The organism is Pseudoduganella namucuonensis (assembly GCF_900116645.1).
GTDB classification, from domain to species: domain Bacteria; phylum Pseudomonadota; class Gammaproteobacteria; order Burkholderiales; family Burkholderiaceae_D; genus Rugamonas; species Rugamonas namucuonensis.
The window spans coordinates 322595-340574 of record NZ_FPBO01000001.1 but is presented as its reverse complement, the minus strand read 5'-3'; the positions used below and the strand labels follow the sequence as shown (position 1 = coordinate 340574).

The window sequence follows — 17980 nt, the reverse complement described above, 5'->3', positions numbered from 1 at the left end:
ATTACAGGAGTGTTACGCGACGGTGAATACTAAGGTTGAAGTGGCGCTACAATGTAGAGCCACTTTGATTTTTCTGACGGAGCCACTTTGCGCATCGCCTCCCTATCCGATTTTTTGCTGCAGCGCATAGACCGCGGCGGCAAGGCCGGCACCCCGCGCAAGGCGGTCAACCGCCAGATCTACCAGGTGATCCGCGAGGCGATCCTGGACCAGTCGCTGCCGGCCGGGCTGCAATTGCCGTCCTCCCGCTATCTGGCGCTCGAACTGGGCGTGTCGCGCAACACGGTGACCTACGCCTACGACCAGTTGCTGGCCGAGGGCTTCCTGGAATCGCGCATGGGAGCCGGCACCTTCGTGGCCGACACCGAGCCGGAACGGATCGCCGCGGCCGCCACGCCGGACCGGGCCGGGGCGACGCCGGAGCGCGACGCCGGGCAGCGCATCCACACCGGCCTGTCGGCGCGCGGCAGCCAGCTGGTCGGCCTGGCCGGGGTGGGCGAAACCCAATGGGGCGCCTTCATGCCGGGCGTCCCGGACGTGACGCAATTCCCCAATCGAATCTGGAGCCGGCTGCAAAACAAATACTGGCGCCGCTCGCGCGCCGACCTGCTGACCTATTCCTGCGGCGGCGGCTATCTGCCGCTGCGCGAGGCGATCGCCGACTACCTGCGGGTCGCGCGCTCGGTCAACTGCGACGCCAGCCAGATCCTGATCACCACCGGCATACACCAGTCGATCGATCTGGTGGCGCGCATGGTGTGCGACCATGGCGACCACGCCTGGGTCGAAGACCCCTGCTACTGGGGTACGCGCAGCGTGCTGCGTTCGGTCGGCGTGCACACCGTGGCGATACCCGTGGATGGCGAAGGCATGCAACTGCCCCTGGAGGACTCGCGCCATCCGCCGCGCCTGATTGTCGCCACGCCCTCGCACCAGTATCCGCTCGGCATGGTGATGAGCCTGGCGCGCCGCCGCGCGCTGCTCGAATACGCGGCGGCCCACAAGGCCTGGATCGTGGAGGACGACTACGACAGCGAATTCCGCTACGGCAGCCGGCCGATCGCCTCCTTGCAGGGGCTCGACGCGCACGACCGGGTGCTGTATCTCGGCACCTTCAGCAAGACCCTGTTTCCGGGTTTGCGGATCGGCTATCTGGTGGTGCCGGGAACGCTGGCCGAATCGTTCGCCACCGGCCTGTCGGAGCTGTACCGCTGCGGCCACACCTACACTCAGGCGATCCTGACCGACTTCATGACCGAGGGCCATTTCGCCTCGCACATCCGGCGCATGCGGCTGGTGTACGCGGAGCGCCTGCGCCTGCTGCGCGAGGCGATCAGCTTCCATTTCGGCGACCGCATCATCCTCACCGGTGGCGAGGCCGGACTGCATCTGGCGCTCGGCCTGCCCGACCATTGCGACGACATCGCGCTCTGCCACGCCGCCGGCAAGGAGGGCATCGTAGTGCGGCCGCTGTCGCGCTACTACCTTCGGCCAGAGACGGCGCGGCGCGGCCTGATGCTGGGCTACGGCAGCGTACCCGACGAGCGGATACGGCCCGCCTTCGACATTCTCGCCAGCGTGATCAAGGCGCACTGGCCGGAATGGCAGGCGCAGGCCGGGCGCGGCGTCCCCGCCCTGGAGCCCGCTCTTGGATGAACGCGGCGGCGGTGCCGCGCCCCCCGCGCGCAATCGCCCAGGCTACGGGCAATCGCCGACCACGTAATAGTCCTGCGCGGTCTGCGCCAGCCTGGTCTTGACGAAGGTGCTCAGCCAGCCCATGTTCTGGTTCGAGCCCCTGGCCAGCGCGAACGGCCCCTGGTTGACCGCCCTGTCCGCCGCCCAGTGCGCGAAATTGCTCGCCAGCGTCGCCGTGCACACGAAGCCCGGCGGCGTGGGCGGCGTGGGCGGCGCCGGGGCGCCGCTGACGCGGTCGACCATGGCCTTGATGGCGGCCATCTGCCGTCCGCTCTTCTTCGCATAGTCGGGATCGTCGTACCCCCACCAGTCCCAGCAGCCGTTGGGATTGCCCGCGCTGCTGGCCGCCGCCTGCGGATACAGCACCACGATGCCGTTGCTGTCGGCCCAGCGGTTGTAGCCGGTGCCGCGCACGTACTGGTCCTGGATCCTGGTCGGGTCCTGCTGGCAGCCGTGCAGCACCACGTGCAGCTTGCACACCCGGCCGGCGCCGCAGGCTGCCGGCACATAGGCCCAGCCGCTGGACGCCATGCCGTGGCTGGCCGGATCGGCGATGAATTCGGCCTGCTTGTATTCGACGAAGCTGCCGCCCAGCGCGCCGTTGTTGCGGGGATTCAGGCCGCCGTAGATCCATTTCAGCATTTCGCCGGCCAGGTCGAAATCGCAGTCGCTGATGTAGGGGCTGGCCTTGACGCCGCAGCCGTTGCCGAAGTCGTCGGTCACCATGGCGTGCTCGGACGGCAGGTTTTTCTTGAAGAAAATATTGGCGCCGCCGATGTAGTGCTGGTAGTAGGCGTTGGCCTCGTGCATCACCAGCGGCTTGACCGTGCTGTCGATGGAACCCGAATAGAGATAGACCCGCCCGGCGGCGAGGTTGCCGGTGGCGTCGATCAGGCCCTGGCTGGCCCAGCTGTCGGTGGTGGCGATCAGCGCCGCGGTGGCCGGCTTGCTGGAGGCGCTGGCGGCCATGCAGGGGCCGAAGGCGGTGGACAGCAGGCCCTGGGCGCAGAAGTAGGGACCGCCGGCGACGATGCCGGCGCCGGCCTTGAACGTGTCCGAGAAGGCGACGTGCAGTTGCGCCGCCATGAAGCCGCCGGACGACAGGCCGGAGACCGAGCTCCCACTGGTGTCGATGTTATAGGACGGCAGCGCGACAGGCGCCGCGTGCGCCTGCCAGCCCGCGCACAGCATGAGCAGGGCCAGGCGATGATGGTGCGTAAGGCGGTTCGTCATTATTGTTCTCCTGTAGTCGTTGGTCGGCCGGGGGTTCCGGCTTGTCTTGGACCGCGCCACCGCAGAGAAATTCGATAGTGACGGAATAACGCCGCGCGCCTAGTCCTTGTAGTAGCCCGCCGCGATGATCAGGCCGTCCGCCTTCTCAACATACACGGATTTGTCGCGCAGCGTCCGCGTCACCGGATCGACCCACTTGTAGTCGACCCAGCCGCTGCCGGCGCCGGCGGCCTTGGCCAGGATATCCTTGATGAAGTACTTGTCGTTGGCGTCGCGCAAGTTGGCGACGTTGACGCCGACCAGCTTGGGATTGCTGCCGTGCGCCAGCACCTTGCCGTCCAGGTCGTACACGCTCACGTACAGGTCGCGGTCGACGAAGGTGGCGCTGGGGTGGCTGGCCGCCTGCAGCGTCTTGTCCCTGCCATGCTTTTTCAGGTGGACGATGGTTTTCTTGACGAGGGCGGACGCCTCCCCGGCGGTGCCGGGACGGTCGGCCAGCGCCGCGCCGCCCAGGGCCAGGAGAAGAAAACCAAGCGCGGCGCGTTTCAGGATGTGGAGCATGTGGGGTCTCGTAAAAAAAGATTGGAAAACGGCCTACGTCAGGCCGCTCAGTTTGTGCACCAGCTCGTGCGACGTGGCGGCGCCGAACTTGCGCATCAGGTTGGCGCGGTGCATTTCCACCGTGCGCGGGCTGAGGTCGATCTGGCGCGCGATCAGCTTGCTGGTCTTGCCCTCGAGCAGCAGCGCGGCCACCTCCCGCTCGCGCGGGGTCATGCCGATGTGCACCGGCCGCCGCGCGCTCAGATCCTCGAAGGTCCACACGCCCACCGCGTGCGGATTGCGCGCCGTCAGCGCGCGGCCGCTCACGTGGCACCAGAACAGTTCGCCGCCGGCGCGCCGCATGATGCGCTCGTCGGCGTAGATGGCGCCGCCCGCCAGGCCGGCCGCGACGCGCTCCCCGGTGCGCTCGAACTCGTCGAGGCTGGGGTACAGCAGCTCCAGCGAGCGTCCGGCCAGTTCGCCTGGTTCGTAGCCGAACATGGCCGCCAGCGAGTCGTTCACCGAATAGATGACGCGCTGGCGCGACACGCACATGCCGATCGACGCCAGCTGGAAAATATCCTCGTAGTTGATGACGGAAAATGCGCTCATCCGTGGGCTCCCTGTGCTTATTGCGCGGCCCAGCCGCCGTCGACGTTGAGGGCGGCGCCGCGGATCTGGTTGGCGCCGGGCGAGCACAGGAACACGGCCAGCGCGCCGATCTGTTCGGGCGTGGCGAATTCCTGCGAGGGCTGCTTCTCGCCCAGCAGGCGCGCGCGCGCCGCCTCCGGCGACAGTCCCTCGCGCGCGGCCAGGTCGTCGATCTGCCTCTGCACCAGCGGCGTCAGCACCCAGCCGGGGCAGATCGCGTTGCAGGTGACGCCGCCGCGCGCGTTCTCCAGCGCCACCGTCTTGGTCAGCCCGATCACGCCGTGCTTGGCGGCGACATAGGCGGCCTTGTTGGCGGACGCCACCAGGCCGTGCACCGAGGCGATGTTGATGATGCGGCCCCAGCCGCGCCGCTGCATGCCGGGCAGCGCGGCGCGGGTGGCGTAGAAGTTGGACGACAGGTTGATCGCCATGATCTGTTCCCAGCGCTCCGCCGGGAAGTCCTCGACGCGCGCCGTGTGCTGGATGCCGGCGTTGTTGACCAGGATGTCGACCGCGCCGAACAGGGCGGCGGCCTCGGCCACCATGGCCTCGATCTGTTCCGGGCGCGCCATGTCGGCCGCGCTGTGCGCCACGGCCACGCCGTGCTCGGCGCGCAGGCTCGCGGCCAGGTCGGCGATGGCGCCCGCGTCGCCGAAGCCGTTGAGCATGACGTTGGCGCCCTGCGCGGCCAGCGCGCGGGCGATGCCGAGGCCGATGCCGCTGGTGGACCCGGTGACGATGGCTGACTTGTTTTTCAACATGCTGTCTCCTCTTGCTCTGGTGGTTGGTGGCTCAGGCGGCGAACAGGTAATAGGTGCCGATGACGACGAACACCGCCATCGTCTTGATGCAGGTCACCGCGAAAATGTCGCCGTAGGACACGCGGTGGCTCAGGCCGCACACCGCCAGCAGCGTGATGACGGCGCCGTTGTGCGGCAGCGTGTCCATGCCGCCGCTGGCCATGGAGGCCACCCGGTGCAGCACCTCTAGCGGGATGTCGGCGGCGTGGGCGGCCTGGATGAAGGTGTCCGACATGGCGGCCAGCGCGATACTCATGCCGCCCGAGGCGGAACCGGTGATGCCGGCCAGCGTGGTCACGGCGATGGCCTCGTTGACCAGCGGATTGGGCACGTGCTTGAGGGCGTCGGCCACCACGAGGAAGCCGGGCAGGCCGGCGATCACGGCGCCGAAGCCGTACTCGGACGCGGTGTTCATCGAGGCCAGCAGCGAACCGGAGATGGCGGTCTTGCTGCCCTCGGCGAAGCGCTTGCGGATGGGCCGGTAAGCCAGCGCCAGCACGCTCAGGATGCCGATCAGCAGGGCCGCCTCCACCGCCCAGATCGCGGCGACCTTGGACACCTCGGTGGCCACCGGCTTGGTGGCGCCGGCCAGGGTCATGCTATGGGTCTTGCCGTAGAACTCGGGGATCAGCACGGTGAACACCTTGTTCAGCACGCCCACCAGCACCAGCGGCACCAGGGCCAGCAGCGGGCTCGGCAGCTTCTCCTGGGTGAACTGCTCCGGCTCGTTGCTGTGGCCGGCGCCATAGCCCTCGCCGCGCGCGGCGGCCTGGCGGCGGCGCCATTCCAGGTAGCTCATGCCGGTGGCCAGGATGAAGATGGAACCGGTCACGCCCAGCCAGGGCGCGGCCCAGGTGTCGGTCTGGAAGAAGGCCGTGGGGATGATGTTCTGGATCTGCGGGCTGCCGGGCAAGGCGTCCATGGTGAAGGTGAAGGCGCCCAGCGCGATGGTGCCGGGGATCAGGCGCTTGGGAATGTCGCCCTGGCGGAACATCTCGGCCGCGAAGGGGTAGACCGCGAACACCACGACGAACAGCGACACGCCGCCGTAGGTCAGCACCGCGCACACCATCACGATGGCCAGCATCGCGCGCTCGCGGCCGACCAGCCCGATCACCAGCGCGACGATGGACTTGGAAAAGCCGGACAGCTCGATGACCTTGCCGAACACCGCGCCCAGCAGGAAAACGGGGAAATACAGTTTGATGAAGCCGACCATCTTGTCCATGAACACGCTGCTGAACATGGGCGGCACCAGCGACGGGTCGGTCAGCAGCACGGCCAGCAGCGCCGCCACGGGGGCGAACAAAATCACGCTGAAGCCGCGGTAGGCGACGAACATCAGCAGGGCCAGCGAAAGTAGAACGATCAAAAAGCTCATATGCGGGTTCCGTTTTGAGTAAAATCAACATAAGAGCACTATTCATGCCAATGATATAAAACATCAGTATTTTCAATAACTTAGCTTCACGGAATGGCCTTTCGTGCGGCGTTGCAACATGCAAATGTCCGGCAATCCAGACACGATTTCCATGAATTTTATTCAAGTGCTTGAATTAATTAAGTTTTTACAAAGTCCGGGAATCCGGACAGTGCCGGAACGCTGGACAGACGGCGAAAAGCGCGGCATTCTTGCGCCCTGACTGAAAGGACGAGCCCGCTATGGACCTCACCGAGTTATTCACGCAGAACCCGGACGGCCTGAAGCATCTGGCCACGCCGGCCCTGCTGCAAAGGCTGGATGACATCTGCGAAGGCACGATCGCGGTGGACGCCCGCGCGCGCATCGTCTGGATCAACAAGAAGTATCTGCACATGCTCGGCTACAGCGACCCGCAAGCCCTGCTGGGGCACGACATCGAGGAATTCATCCCGCACAGCCTGCTGAGGCAGGTGGTGAACACGGGCGAGCCCATCCTGCTGGACCTGATGGCCTTCGGCAGCGAAACCTTCGTGGTGTCGCGCCTGCCGCTGACCGACCGCGCCGGCAAGATCATCGGCGCCGTCGGCTTTTGCCTGTACGAGAAGCTGCACCACCTGAAGCCCCTGCTGAGCAAGTTCTCGCGGCTGCAGCAGGAGCTCGCGGAGACGCGCCGCCAGCTGGGCGAAAACCGCCGTCCGCGCTACACGCTGGCCAGCTACGTCGGCAACAGCCCGGCCAGCCTGGAGGTGAAACGCCAGGCCCGCCGCGCCGCGCAGCTCGACACCACGGTGCTGCTGCTGGGCGAGACCGGCACCGGCAAGGAATTGCTGGCGCAGGCCATCCACGCCAGTTCCGACCGCGCCTCGCAATCGTTCATCGCCGTGAACGCGGCGGCGATACCGGAGTCGCTGCTGGAGGCGGAATTCTTCGGCGTCGCGCCCGGCGCCTACACCGGCGCCGACAAGCGCGGGCGCGAGGGCAAGTTCAAGCTGGCCCACGGCGGCACGCTGTTCCTCGACGAGGTGGGCGACATGCCGCTGCAGATCCAGGCCAAGCTGCTGCGGGTGCTGCAGGAACAGGAGATCGAACCGCTGGGGGCGAACAAGGTCATCAAGGTGGACGTGCGCATCATCGCCGCCACCAGCATCGCGCTGCAGGAGTCAGTGGCGCGGGGCCGCTTCCGCTCGGACCTGTACTACCGCCTCAACGTGCTGTCGATCACGCTGCCGCCGCTGCGCGACCGCAGTTCGGACCTGGAGGCCCTGTGCGACAGCGCGCTGGAGCAGATCAACGAGCGCACCGGCATGCCGCGGCGCGAGATCACGCAATCGGCGCTGCAGCGGCTGGCGGCCTACGACTGGCCGGGCAATGTGCGCGAGCTGCGCAACGTGCTGGAGAAGGCGGTGCTGCACAGCGACAGCAAGCGCCTGGTGGCGGAGGACTTCGCCACCATCCTGCCGCAGGCCACCACGCAGCTCCAGGCCCTGGCGCACGCGGTGCTGCCGCTGTCGCAGGCGGTGGCCGAGGCCGAGCGCAAGGCCATCGTGGCCGCGCTGCGGGCGGCGGGCGGCAAGAAGACCGCCGCCGCCCAGTTGCTGGGCATTTCGCGCGCCACGCTGTACGAGAAGCTGGCCCAGCTCAAGCTGCAGGACTAGGCCCGCCTAAGCGCGGCGCGCCGACGTCACGGGCAATTGCCGATCACGTAGTAGCCCGCCGAGGTCTGCGCCAGCGTGGTGGTGTAGAACGTGTTGTTCAGCCCCATGTTCTGGTTCGAGCCCTTGGCCAGCGCGTAGCCGCCGCTGTTGACCGCCCTGCCCGCCGTCACGTGCGCGTAATTGCTGGAGGTGGTGGCGGCGCATACGAAGCCGGACGTGGTGGTGGCCGTCACCGGCGCCGACAGGGCGCTTTCCCTGCCCGCCGCGTACGCGGTCACCGCGTAGCCGTAGCTGGTGGACGGGACGAGGCCGGTGTCGGTGTAGCTGGTGGCCGCGGTCGGGCTGGCGTTGAGCTTGGTCCCGTCGCGGTACACGTGGTAGCCGGTGGCCCCGCTGGCGGCGCTCCAGGACAGCGACACGGCGTTGCCGGTCTGGCCGGTGACGGCGAGGTTGGCCGGGACCGCCAGCGGCGGCGGACTGCCGGTGGTGGTGGCGTTGACCGGCGCCGACTCGGCGCCCGTCGAACCGCCCGCCGTGACCGCCTTCACCGTGTAGCTGTAGGCGCTGCCGGAGGCCAGGCCGGTGTCGGTGTAGGCCAGCCCGGCCACGGTGGCGGCGTTGACCTTGGTGCCCGAACGGTAGACGTTGTAGCCGGCCGCGCCGGACACGGCGCTCCAGCCCAGCGACACCGTGCTGTCGCCGACGCCGGTGACGTTCAGGCCGGTGGGCGCCGGCAGCGCGGTATAGCCCGCCGCAACGCGCTCGACCATGGCCTTGATCGCCACCATCTGGCGCCCGCTCTTCTTGGCGTAGCTCGCGTCGTCGTAGCCCCACCAGTCCCAGCAGCCGTTCGGATTGCCGGTGCTGCTGGGCGCGGTCTGCGGATACAGCACGATGATGTCGTTGGTGTCCGCCCACTTGTTGTAGCCGGTGTTGCGGTAGTACTTGTCCTGGATCTTGGTCGGGTCCTGCTGGCAGCCGTGCACGGCCACGTGGACCTTGCACTGCTGGTTGGCGCCGCAGCTGGCCGGCACATAGGCCCAGCCGCTGGCGGCCATGCCGTGGCTGGCGGGACTGGCGATGAACTCGGCCTGGTTGAATTCCACGAAGCTGCCGCCCAGCGCGCCGGTGTTCCTGGGGTTCAGCGGACCGTAGATCCATTTGAGGATTTCGCCGGCCAGGTCGAAATTGCAGTTGTTGATGTAGGGGCTGGCCTTGACGCTGCAGGCGCTGCCGAAGTAGTCGGTCACCATCGCGTGCTCGGACGCCAGGTCCTTCTTGTAGAAGATGTTGGCGCTGCCGATGTAGTTCTTGTAGTAGGTCTCCGCCTCGTTCATCACCAGCTGCTTGACGGTGCTGTCCACGGTGCCCGAGTACAGGTAGACCTTGGAGGCGGCCAGGTTGCTGGTGGGGTCGATCAGCCCCTGGCTGGCCCAGCTGTTGGTGGTGGAGACCAGCGTGGCGGTGGCGGGCTTGCTGGCGGCCGTGGCCGCCATGCAGGGACCGGTCGCGGTGCCCACGGCGCCCTGCGCGCAGTAGTAGGGACCGCCCGCGACGACGCCGGCGCCGGCCTTGAAGGTGGCGGAAAAGGCGACGTGCAACTGCACCGCCATGAAGCCGCCCGAGGACAGGCCGGAGACCGAGCTCTTGCCGATGTCGACGTTGTACGACGGCAGCGCCACCGGCGCGGCCCGCGCCTGCAGGCTGGCGGCCAGCAGGGAACAGGCGAGGATGGCGAGGCTGGGAAAACCGCGGGGGAAACGGCGGACGCGGGCATACCTGAAGCGATGGTTCATGGGTGATCTCCGGTTATCGTTTTCTGTCCGTCGCGGCGGCTGCCACGCGGCCGGCGGGAGCCGGGACAAGGGGTCGGGCTATCCCTTGGACCCTGCTCCCGCAGGGAAATTCGATAGTAGAGGGGAAATCAGCGCACGCCGCGAACCTCGTAGTTCTACGGTGTTCCCGTCCCCGTCAGAACGGTTTATAGGGCAGGAACTTGCCGTCCAGCGTGATCACCGCGCGCGACCCGCCCTCCGGGTCCTCCACTTTTTGGATATCAAGCTTGAAGTTGATGGCGCTGATGATGCCGTCGCCGAACTGCTCGTGCACCAGCGCCTTCAGGGTCGAGCCGTACACCTGCACCATCTCGTAAAAGCGGTAGATGGTGGGATCGGTGGGCACGCCGCCGGGGATGCTGCCGCGCAGCGGTATCGTCTGCAGCAGCAGCGCGGCGTCCTCGCTGAGCTGCAGGCGGTCGGCCACCATCATGGCCGCCTCTGGCGGCAGCGGATGCTGGCCCAGCAGCGCGGCCGTCACGTACGGCAGGCTGAGGCCGGTGCCCTCGGCCAGGTCCTGCCAGCTCAGCTTCTTGCGCAGCTTGGCGATCACGATGGCCTCGGTCAGTTGCTGGCGGGCGTCCGGGGAATGCTGGGATTGGTGCATGATGCCTCCTTTTGGGTGGTGGATTGGTGCATCCGCCGGGGCCGGCGCGGCCCCGCGCGGAAAAAACCGCGTTCAGGATGAGGATTAGCAAGCCGCGTGCCCAATATTGTTGAGATAGAAAAACGACAAAGTTATATATTTGCAATCGCATCTATGGTTAAATTGCTGCCAGCCCCCCACCCGCCGGACCAGCCATGCAGCCTGCCAACCTTACGACCCAAGAGTTGCCGGACGCGGTCATGCTGGGTCACTACCAGCTGCGCCGGCCGCTCGGCGAAGGGGGCTATGGCCAGGTGTTCGAGGCCTGGGACGAGCGCCTGCAGCGCTGCGTGGCGATCAAGCGGCTCAAGCAGGCCGCGGCGCTGCCGCCCGGCGCGCTGCTGCGCGAGGCCAGGCTCAGCGCGTCGCTGGCGCACCGCGCCTTCGTGCACGTGTTCGACGTGGGCGGGCAGGAGGACAATCCCTATATCGTGATGGAGCTGGTGCGCGGCAAAACGCTGCGCCAGTGCCTGCGCGAGCGCACGCTGGACGGCGCCGACCCGCTGGCCGTGGCGGCGCAGATCGCCGAGGCCATGGCGGTGGCGCACGCGTCCGGCCTGATCCATGGCGACCTCAAACCCTCCAACATCATCCTCGAGCCGGGCGGCGCGCCGCGCATCCTCGACTTCGGCTTGGCCCGCCACCTCGACCCGCTGGCGACCGGCTCCACCGCCGGCGCCGACCCGCAAGGCACCATCGCCTACATGGCGCCGGAGCGGCTGGCCGGCAAACCGTCCAGCGTGCGGTCCGACATCTACGCGCTGGGCGTGGTGCTGTACGAACTGGCCACCGGCGCCCGCCCCTATCCCGAGCTGCAGGGCCTGGCCCTCGCGGCCGCGCTGATGCAGCCGGCGCCGGACGCCTGGCCCATACCGGACGGCGCCGATCCCGCGCTGGCGCGCCTGATACGCGAACTGACTGCGCACGATCCCGCCCACCGTCCCCCGACGATGCGGGAGGCGTGGTCGCGCATCGCGGCGCTGCGGGGCCGGGCCGCTTTCGGAGGCCCCCTCGCAGTCCCCCTCGCAGGTCCCCTTGCCTCCCCCCTCGCCCCCTCGCCGGCCACCGCCCTGGCCACCGCGCCGGCCGCATTCCTGGCCGCTTTACAAGGGCGGCGGTCCTGGCCGCCGCGCGCCGCGCTGGCGCTGGCGGCGGTCGCGTTGACGGCGGGCCTGCTGGCGTTGGCGCCGTGGCGCGCGCCGTCTGCGCCGGAGCGACCGGCGGCGGCGCCGTTCAGCGAAACGGCCGCCATGCGGGCGGGCATGGCGGCGCTGCACGGCTTCGACCGCGACGGCAGCCTCGACACCGCCGTCGCATCGTTCTCGTCCGTGCTGCGGCACAATCCCAGGCACGCCGCCGCCGCGGCCGCGCTGTCGCTGGCCCACAGCCTGCGCTACAGCGGCGACGGGCGCGACCCGGCCTGGCTGCAACTGGCGCGCGCCGGCGCGCAACAGGCCTTGCTGCTGGACGACCAGCTGGCGCTGGCCCACGCCGCGGCGGGCGACGCGGCCCGGCTGGCCGGCGAGCACCAGGCCGCCGCCGCCAGCTACGCGCGCGCGCTGAAGCTCGATCCCGGCGCGCCGCACGCGCTGGCCGGCCAGGGCAACCTGCTGCTGGCCATGCGGCGCCACGGCGAGGCGGAGGAGTTGCTGCTGGAGGCGCAGCGGCGCTGGCCGCGCGAGCGCCGCTTCGCCGACCAGCTGGGCACGCTGTATTTCCAGCAGGGCGACTATGCCCGCGCGGAGGCGGCCTTCCGCCACAGCCTGCGGCTCGAGCCGGACGCCGTGTACGCCTACGCCAACCTGAACGCGGCCCTGTTGCGCCTGGGCCGCGACGAGGAGGCGCTGCAAGTGCTGCAGCAGGGCCTGCAGCTGCGTCCGAACGGCCGCCTCTACAGCAACCTGGGCACGACGCTGTTCGCGCGCGGCGACTACGCCGGCGCCGCGCAGGCCTTCCAGCACGCGGCCTCCGGCGCCAAGGGCAATCCGGGCGACTACCTGAAATGGGCCAACCTGGCCGACGCGCTGCGCTGGCTGCCGGGACGCCAGGCCGATTCGCAACAGGCGTACCGGCGCGCGGTGGCGCTGCTGGCGCCGGAGGCGTCCAGGCCGCGGGCCGACGCCGTGCTGCTGTCGCGCATGGGACTGTACCTGGCCCATTTGCCGCCGCCGGCGGCGGCGCTGGCGTGGACCGACGGCGCGCTCGAACGCGCCCCGGCCAGCGCCGACATCCAGTTTCGGGCGGCCGTCGCGTACGAGCTGGCGGGCCGGCGCGACGCCGCCGTCGCCTGCCTGGTGCGCGCGCGGACGCTTGGATATCCCGGCAAGCTGATCGACGCCGAACCCGACCTCATCGCGCCGCGGCGCGATGCCCGTTACCTGTCACACCTACTGGAAAGCGCAAAATGACCCAAGAATCGAGCCAAGATCCCGAGCAATGCACCCTGAGCGTGTCGTTCGACGCGCAGCAGCTCAGCAGCCAACTGAACTGGCAATTCGAGCCGAATTCGCTGCCCTGGTATGGCGGCAACGCCGGCGCCATCCTGTTCAATCCCAAGGAGCAGCTGTCGGTGGAGATACTGGCCTTCGGCAGCAAGGCGTCCGGCTTCGATGGCTTCAAGGTGATCGAGTGCGCCATCCTGACCCGGCCGCAGATCACGCGGCTGACGCCCGGCGAGGCGGTCCGCTTCGCCTCGCCTTCGCCGTTCGACGGCGCCACCGGCGCCTGCGTGCTGATGGAGGGCTTCAGCCCCGAACCCGCGCTGGGCCAGTCCGCGTTCGCCGAGCGCCTGCGGCAGCCCGGCTACAGCATGTACGGGCTGCAATCGGACGGCTTCCTGACGGTGGCGAAGGCGCCGGGCCGCTGGGACCTGTCGTTCTACCTGACGGTGGAGCTGGCCTTCGCGGGACGGGAGCCGGTGCGGCGGGTGTATTACTTCGATCCCGAGAGCGAGGTCGGCGACGGCGGCCATCCCACCGACGGCGGCGGGCGCCGCACGCAGCCGCGCAAGTAGAAAGCGGGGGCGGGGGCGGCTTCAGCCACGGCCCCGGGCGGCCAGTCCCTGTGCGCGAAGGTGCCGGCGCAGCGGCTCGCCGGGCGTCTGCAGTTCGGCCGCGCAGCGCGCCAGGTCCTGGCCGTTGCGCAGCAGGGCCTGCTCCAGTTCCGCGCGCGGGATGGCGTGCGCCGGACGGATCTGCGGATGGCGCGCCAGCAGCTTGTACATGGACGGGCGCGACACGCCCAGCGCCTGCGCGGCGGCCCGTATCTGCCAGCCGCCCCGGCGCATCGCCTCCAGCACCGCCTGTTCGCTGACCTCCTCCAGCACCGTGCGCGACGGCGCCGCGGCCGATGCCGGCGCCGATTCCGCGACCGGCTCCCGCGTCGATTGCGGCGTCGATTCCGGCGCGGCTCCCGGGCCGCGCGGCGCCGGCAGCAGCTCCGGCGGCAGCGCCTCGCCCGCGTCCAGCGCCAGCAGCGCGCGCCGCACCACGTTCTCCAGCTGGCGCACATTGCCGGGCCAGTCCGCCAGGCACCACGCGCCCACCGCTTGCAGCGGCAAGCCCGCGACCCCGTGGCGCTCCAGGCGCGCGGCCGCGAAATGCGCGACCAGCAAGCCGATGTCCTCGCGCCGCCGCCGCAACGGCGGCATGTGCAGCACATAGCCCTCCAGCCTGCGCAGCAAGGGCTGGCTGAAGCCCGCGCCCTCCTCCGCGTCGAGCCGCAGGTCGGTGGCCGCCACCAGCCGCGCCGACGAGCGTTGCGCCTGGGCGCTGCCGACCGCGCGGTACTCGCCGCTTTCCAGCACCCGCAGCAGCATGGGCTGCACCGCCGCCGGCGTCGCGCCGATCTCGTCCAGGAACAGGGTGCCGCCAGCCGCCGCGCCGAACAGGCCGCCGCGCGCCTGCTGCGCGCCGGTATAGGCGCCCTTGCTGGCGCCGAACAGCTCGGCGGCGGCCAGCGTCTCCTGCAGCGTCGCCATGTTGACCGCCACCAGCGGCCCGCCCCGGCGCGCGCTGGCGGCGTGGATGGCGCGCGCGGCCACCTCCTTGCCGCTGCCGGTTTCCCCCAGCAGCAGCACCGGCAGGTCGGTGGCCGCCGCCTGCGCGATCTGGGCGCGCACGCGCAGCGCGCACCCGCCGACGCCCAGCATGCCGGGCACGCCGCCGGCGCGCGGCAGCGCCGGCATCCAATGCAGGCACAGCAGCACCGCGCCGCCCAGGCAAAGCACGACGCCCGCCCCGATATCGGCCTCGGCCAGCACGCGCGGTCCGGCCAGCGGAGCGCCGTTCAATTCGATCAGCATGCGCGCGGACGGCGGCGGAACCAGGGTGACATTGCCGGCGCGGTCGCGGCGCAGCGTGAGCGGCTCGCGCGTGACACCGCGGTGCCCCAGCGGCAAGCCCGGCGCGCCGGGCCGGGAGAACACGGGCGCGTAGCGGCTGAGCTCCAGTTCGCCCGCGCCGCCCAGGCCGACAAACTGCTCGCCCACGCGCGTCCATTCCGGATGCCACAACACCGTCACGCCCAGCAGCGGCGCGGCGGCGGGCGCGGCCGTCCACAGCGGCTGGGTCAGGGTGTCGTCCGGATCGTCGGGAATCGGCATGCGCGCATGGGAAAGGGGCTGGTCTTTCGATTATGGCACGCGTGTCAGCGGGCGTGTCAACGGCCCGCGGTTGACACGCCCGCTGACACGCCGTGCGCCCTCGCCCAGGCCCGCCGCGCCCCGCGAGCCCGTGCGCGCCGGCGTGGACGGCCTGGCATGGAACTTGTAGCGACAAGGGCAAGCCCGGCCCGCCCGGTTCCCTTCCCATTACAGGAGCTCGCCATGAACACCGACGACAGCACCACCGCGCAGCCGCTGCTGCGCTTCCAGGTCAGCCTCAACGAAGAACACGCCTACCTCAGGATCGCGCTGGGCGCCCGCGCCGAGCTGGACCTGGGCGAGCGCGCCCACCACTACAGCCTGCTCACGCTGGCGCGGCGCCGCATGGACGACGCGCGCCAGGGCCTGGACCCCAGCAGCCAGGGCTGGATACAGCTGGACCAGCTGTCGCGCATGCTGGGCCTCGACCCGTCCCACCTGAACATCCAGATCCACCGCGCGCGCAGCCAGATCGCGCGCGCCCTGCCCGACGGCGCCACGCTGCCGGACGTGGTCGAGCGCCGCCGCGGCGAGCTGCGGCTGGGCTCGGTGCCGTTCCAGATCCTGCGCGGCTCGCGCCTGGAGGGCGTGTGCGGGCCCGACGTCATCGCCTGTAATGCGGCGTAAGCGGCCGTCATGGCTCGCCGGCCGGGCGCGGCGCACCATGTGTTCACCGGCGCCCCACAGCCGGCCGACCAACAACCACACTGAAGGAGCACATCATGCACACCTATGATTTCTTTTCCAACACCATCGAACTGAACCAGGTCAAGCTCATCATCCAGACGGCGGGCTACCACGACAACGCCTTCGTCTACGACCGCCTGGCCGGCAACGGCGGCTACCGCGCCGACGGCGACACAGCCATGTACCTGCTGAACCTGCAACGGGCCGCCACCAAACTGAAAATCAAGGTGCGGATCTCGTCGCCCAACGGCGCGCTCAGCGTCCGCGACGACGGCACGCCCTACAGCCTCAGCTTCACCATGAGCGAGGCCACGGTGAACGCCATGCAGGGCTATTCGCTGGTGGCGTTCAAGGGCGTGAAGTCGCCCGGCACGCCGCCCGGGGGCGCGGTGCCGGTCACCTGGTTCAGCACCACCGACTTCATCACCACCAACACGCTGAACTGGACCGAGGACTACGAGGCCTACGCCTCGCTGCAAGCCTTCGTTCCCAAGGGCCAGATCGACAGCAGCAACTCCCAGCCCATCACGATCGGCGAGTCCATGCAGGTGGCCGATTCGGGCATCGGGACCGTGGTGTCCAGCGGCCAGCCCAACGCCATTTCGGTCCAGAACATGAGCAACCGTTCGTTCACCTGCGGCATTTCGCAAGCGCCCGACATCGGCGGCGCGGCCCAGCCCATCTGCGCCTTCAATCTGATGGGCGGCATGCTGGACATCATCATCCCCGAGGAAAAGGTGTTCCTGATGTTCGCCAGCGGCACCGTCGACACCGGCGTGGTGCTGGAGCGCTCGCTCAGCCGCGGCATCCTGGTCGACCTGACGGGCGTGGAAAGCCGCGCCGGCATCAGCTACGACAGCAACAACGGCTGGAGCTGGGGCGGTTTCAGCTGGGGCCAACAGTTCCCGGCCAACTATGCGCTGGCGCCGCTGCTGGTGGACACCTCCCAGTCCGAGGTGCGCGCCCTGCCCGGCCGCCGCCTGGCGCTGGCGGCCTGAGCCATGCCGGTCCTTGACGGCGAGGCCAGCGTGTACCAGATCTCCCTCCAGCTGTCCGACGCCACCGTCGCCGCGCTGCGGCAGTCGGACTTCCGCCTCTACGCCTTCCGGGGCGCGGACGCCGGCGGCCCGGAAGGGCAGGTGCTGGTCTGGCGCGCCTTCGCCGAGCTCGCCCAGGAGATGGTCATCACCTGGGGGGCCGGGCTGGCCGCCTGGACTTGCGTGGCCGGCGACGACGCGCCGTCCGTGTTCTATTTCGACACGGCGCCCGGCGACACGGTCAGCGTCACCCAAGACGACGGGGATGGCAGCGTCGCCCGGGCCGGCGCGGCGGACGCCATCAGCGTCCTGAACTACACCACCAGCTCGCTGTACACCGGGCTGGCGGAGCCGGCCGGGGATGGCGGCTACCGGCGGCTGGCGCGCTTCCACCTGTACGGCGAAACGTCGCAGGCGCTGCGGCCGTCCGGGCTCGTGTTGCTGGCCTTCTCGACCGAGGCGTGGCAACCCGGCCAGGCGGTGCCCAAGCTGGCCGGCACCGCGCCGGCGGGCGGAGCGCCGGGCTCGTCGGCCGGCCTGTTGGTGCGCATGGCCGACGGCGAAACGGCCCACGCCGTGGGCTTCGACATCAACCAAGGCTGGGACTGGGGCTGCTGGGCGTGGGGCCAGGGCGTGGGCGCGGGAGACGAGCTGGCGCCGCTGCTGATCAACAACGGCTGAGGACGCTCAAGCCGCCTGTTCCAGCACCTCCTGCGCGGCGCGGAAGGCCTCGGCCGCCACCGGCACCCCGCAATACACGGTGGCGTGCAGCAGGATCTCCTGCAGTTCCGCCACCGTCACCCCGTTGTTCAGGGCGCCGCGCACATGGCCTTTCAGCTCGTGGGCGCGGCCCATCGCCACCAGCATGGAGACGGTGACGATGCTGCGCGTCTTCAGGTCCAGGCCGTCGCGCTGCCACACCGTGCCCCAGGCCTCGCGCGTGATGTAGTCCTGCAGCGGCCGCGTGAAATCGGTGGCGGCGGCGAACGCGCGCTCGACGAAGGGCTCGCCCATCACCCGCTGGCGCGTCTTCAAACCCTCTTCATACTGCTGATCCATCCTGGCTCCCCTCTTGGTCGTGTTAGTTGCGAGTAAGCCTCCCTTGGCGGCAGGCACTGCCTTATACTACTGCAACC

17 protein-coding genes are annotated in these 17980 nt (G+C 69.4%); 8 read left to right on the top strand and 9 right to left on the bottom strand.

Annotation, left to right across the window (positions count from 1 at the left end; genetic code table 11):
- The first annotated feature begins 87 nt into the window (after positions 1-87).
- Complete coding sequence (gene pdxR, locus BM436_RS01500; protein ID WP_093552729.1) at positions 88-1656, top strand: MocR-like pyridoxine biosynthesis transcription factor PdxR; 1569 nt, start codon at positions 88-90, stop codon at positions 1654-1656.
- Positions 1657-1698: 42 nt separating this feature from the next.
- Here pdxR and BM436_RS01495 read toward each other — a convergent pair whose 3' ends face one another.
- From BM436_RS01495 to BM436_RS01475, 5 genes are all read right to left on the bottom strand, one after another.
- Positions 1699-2928 carry an extracellular catalytic domain type 2 short-chain-length polyhydroxyalkanoate depolymerase gene (locus tag BM436_RS01495; protein ID WP_093552727.1) on the bottom strand — a complete coding sequence of 410 codons (1230 nt, stop codon included), beginning with the start codon at positions 2926-2928 and terminating at the stop codon, positions 1699-1701.
- 99 nt (positions 2929-3027) lie between these two features.
- Complete coding sequence (locus tag BM436_RS01490; RefSeq protein WP_093552725.1) at positions 3028-3489, bottom strand: cache domain-containing protein; 462 nt, start codon at positions 3487-3489, stop codon at positions 3028-3030.
- A 33-nt stretch (positions 3490-3522) separates the two neighbouring features.
- Positions 3523-4080 carry a PAS and helix-turn-helix domain-containing protein gene (locus BM436_RS01485; RefSeq protein ID WP_093552723.1) on the bottom strand — a complete coding sequence of 186 codons (558 nt, stop codon included), beginning with the start codon at positions 4078-4080 and terminating at the stop codon, positions 3523-3525.
- Between the two features lie 17 nt (positions 4081-4097).
- Positions 4098-4880: a 3-hydroxybutyrate dehydrogenase gene (locus tag BM436_RS01480; protein ID WP_093552721.1), complete on the bottom strand. Its 783-nt coding sequence runs from the start codon at positions 4878-4880 to the stop codon at positions 4098-4100.
- Positions 4881-4911: 31 nt separating this feature from the next.
- Positions 4912-6300, bottom strand: coding sequence for a GntP family permease (locus BM436_RS01475; RefSeq protein ID WP_093552719.1), 1389 nt, complete (start codon positions 6298-6300; stop codon positions 4912-4914).
- Between the two features lie 118 nt (positions 6301-6418).
- Here BM436_RS01475 and BM436_RS36895 point away from each other — a divergent pair, with 118 nt between their 5' ends.
- Both BM436_RS36895 and BM436_RS01470 read left to right on the top strand, forming a co-directional pair.
- On the top strand, positions 6419-6562 hold the full coding sequence (locus BM436_RS36895) for a hypothetical protein (RefSeq protein ID WP_177306876.1): 144 nt from the start codon (positions 6419-6421) through the stop codon (positions 6560-6562).
- A 19-nt stretch (positions 6563-6581) separates the two neighbouring features.
- The gene (locus tag BM436_RS01470; RefSeq protein ID WP_093552717.1) at positions 6582-7997 is read left to right on the top strand and encodes a sigma-54 interaction domain-containing protein; all 1416 of its coding nucleotides are present in this window, start codon (positions 6582-6584) and stop codon (positions 7995-7997) included.
- 26 nt (positions 7998-8023) lie between these two features.
- Here the strand turns inward: BM436_RS01470 and BM436_RS37650 are convergent, their stop codons facing one another.
- Together BM436_RS37650 and cynS are read right to left on the bottom strand one after the other, a co-directional pair.
- On the bottom strand, positions 8024-9793 hold the full coding sequence (locus BM436_RS37650; RefSeq protein ID WP_093552715.1) for an extracellular catalytic domain type 2 short-chain-length polyhydroxyalkanoate depolymerase: 1770 nt from the start codon (positions 9791-9793) through the stop codon (positions 8024-8026).
- 175 nt (positions 9794-9968) lie between these two features.
- Entirely contained in the window at positions 9969-10439 is a 471-nt protein-coding gene (cynS, locus tag BM436_RS01460) for a cyanase (RefSeq protein WP_093552713.1), read from the bottom strand.
- A 194-nt stretch (positions 10440-10633) separates the two neighbouring features.
- On the opposite strand from cynS, the gene BM436_RS01455 reads away from it, so the two are divergent.
- Together BM436_RS01455 and BM436_RS01450 are read left to right on the top strand one after the other, a co-directional pair.
- A complete protein-coding gene (locus BM436_RS01455; RefSeq protein WP_093552711.1) occupies positions 10634-12886 on the top strand; it encodes a serine/threonine-protein kinase in 2253 nt (750 codons plus the stop codon).
- Positions 12883-13491 (top strand): hypothetical protein, encoded by a 609-nt coding sequence (locus BM436_RS01450; protein WP_093552709.1) that lies wholly within the window; start codon positions 12883-12885, stop codon positions 13489-13491. Before BM436_RS01455 ends, BM436_RS01450 begins: the two co-directional genes overlap by 4 nt.
- Positions 13492-13512: 21 nt before the next feature.
- Here the strand turns inward: BM436_RS01450 and BM436_RS01445 are convergent, their stop codons facing one another.
- The gene (locus BM436_RS01445; protein WP_093552707.1) at positions 13513-15081 is read right to left on the bottom strand and encodes a sigma-54-dependent transcriptional regulator; all 1569 of its coding nucleotides are present in this window, start codon (positions 15079-15081) and stop codon (positions 13513-13515) included.
- 222 nt (positions 15082-15303) lie between these two features.
- Here BM436_RS01445 and BM436_RS01440 point away from each other — a divergent pair, with 222 nt between their 5' ends.
- The 3 genes from BM436_RS01440 (at position 15304) to BM436_RS01430 (ending at position 17525) form a co-directional block, all read left to right on the top strand.
- Positions 15304-15747, top strand: coding sequence for a hypothetical protein (locus tag BM436_RS01440; protein WP_093552705.1), 444 nt, complete (start codon positions 15304-15306; stop codon positions 15745-15747).
- A 95-nt stretch (positions 15748-15842) separates the two neighbouring features.
- Positions 15843-16805, top strand: coding sequence for a hypothetical protein (locus tag BM436_RS01435; RefSeq protein ID WP_093552703.1), 963 nt, complete (start codon positions 15843-15845; stop codon positions 16803-16805).
- A 3-nt stretch (positions 16806-16808) separates the two neighbouring features.
- A complete protein-coding gene (locus BM436_RS01430) occupies positions 16809-17525 on the top strand; it encodes a hypothetical protein (protein WP_093552701.1) in 717 nt (238 codons plus the stop codon).
- Between the two features lie 6 nt (positions 17526-17531).
- Here the strand turns inward: BM436_RS01430 and pcaC are convergent, their stop codons facing one another.
- Complete coding sequence (pcaC, locus tag BM436_RS01425) at positions 17532-17903, bottom strand: 4-carboxymuconolactone decarboxylase (RefSeq protein ID WP_093552699.1); 372 nt, start codon at positions 17901-17903, stop codon at positions 17532-17534.
- Positions 17904-17980: the final 77 nt, after the last annotated feature.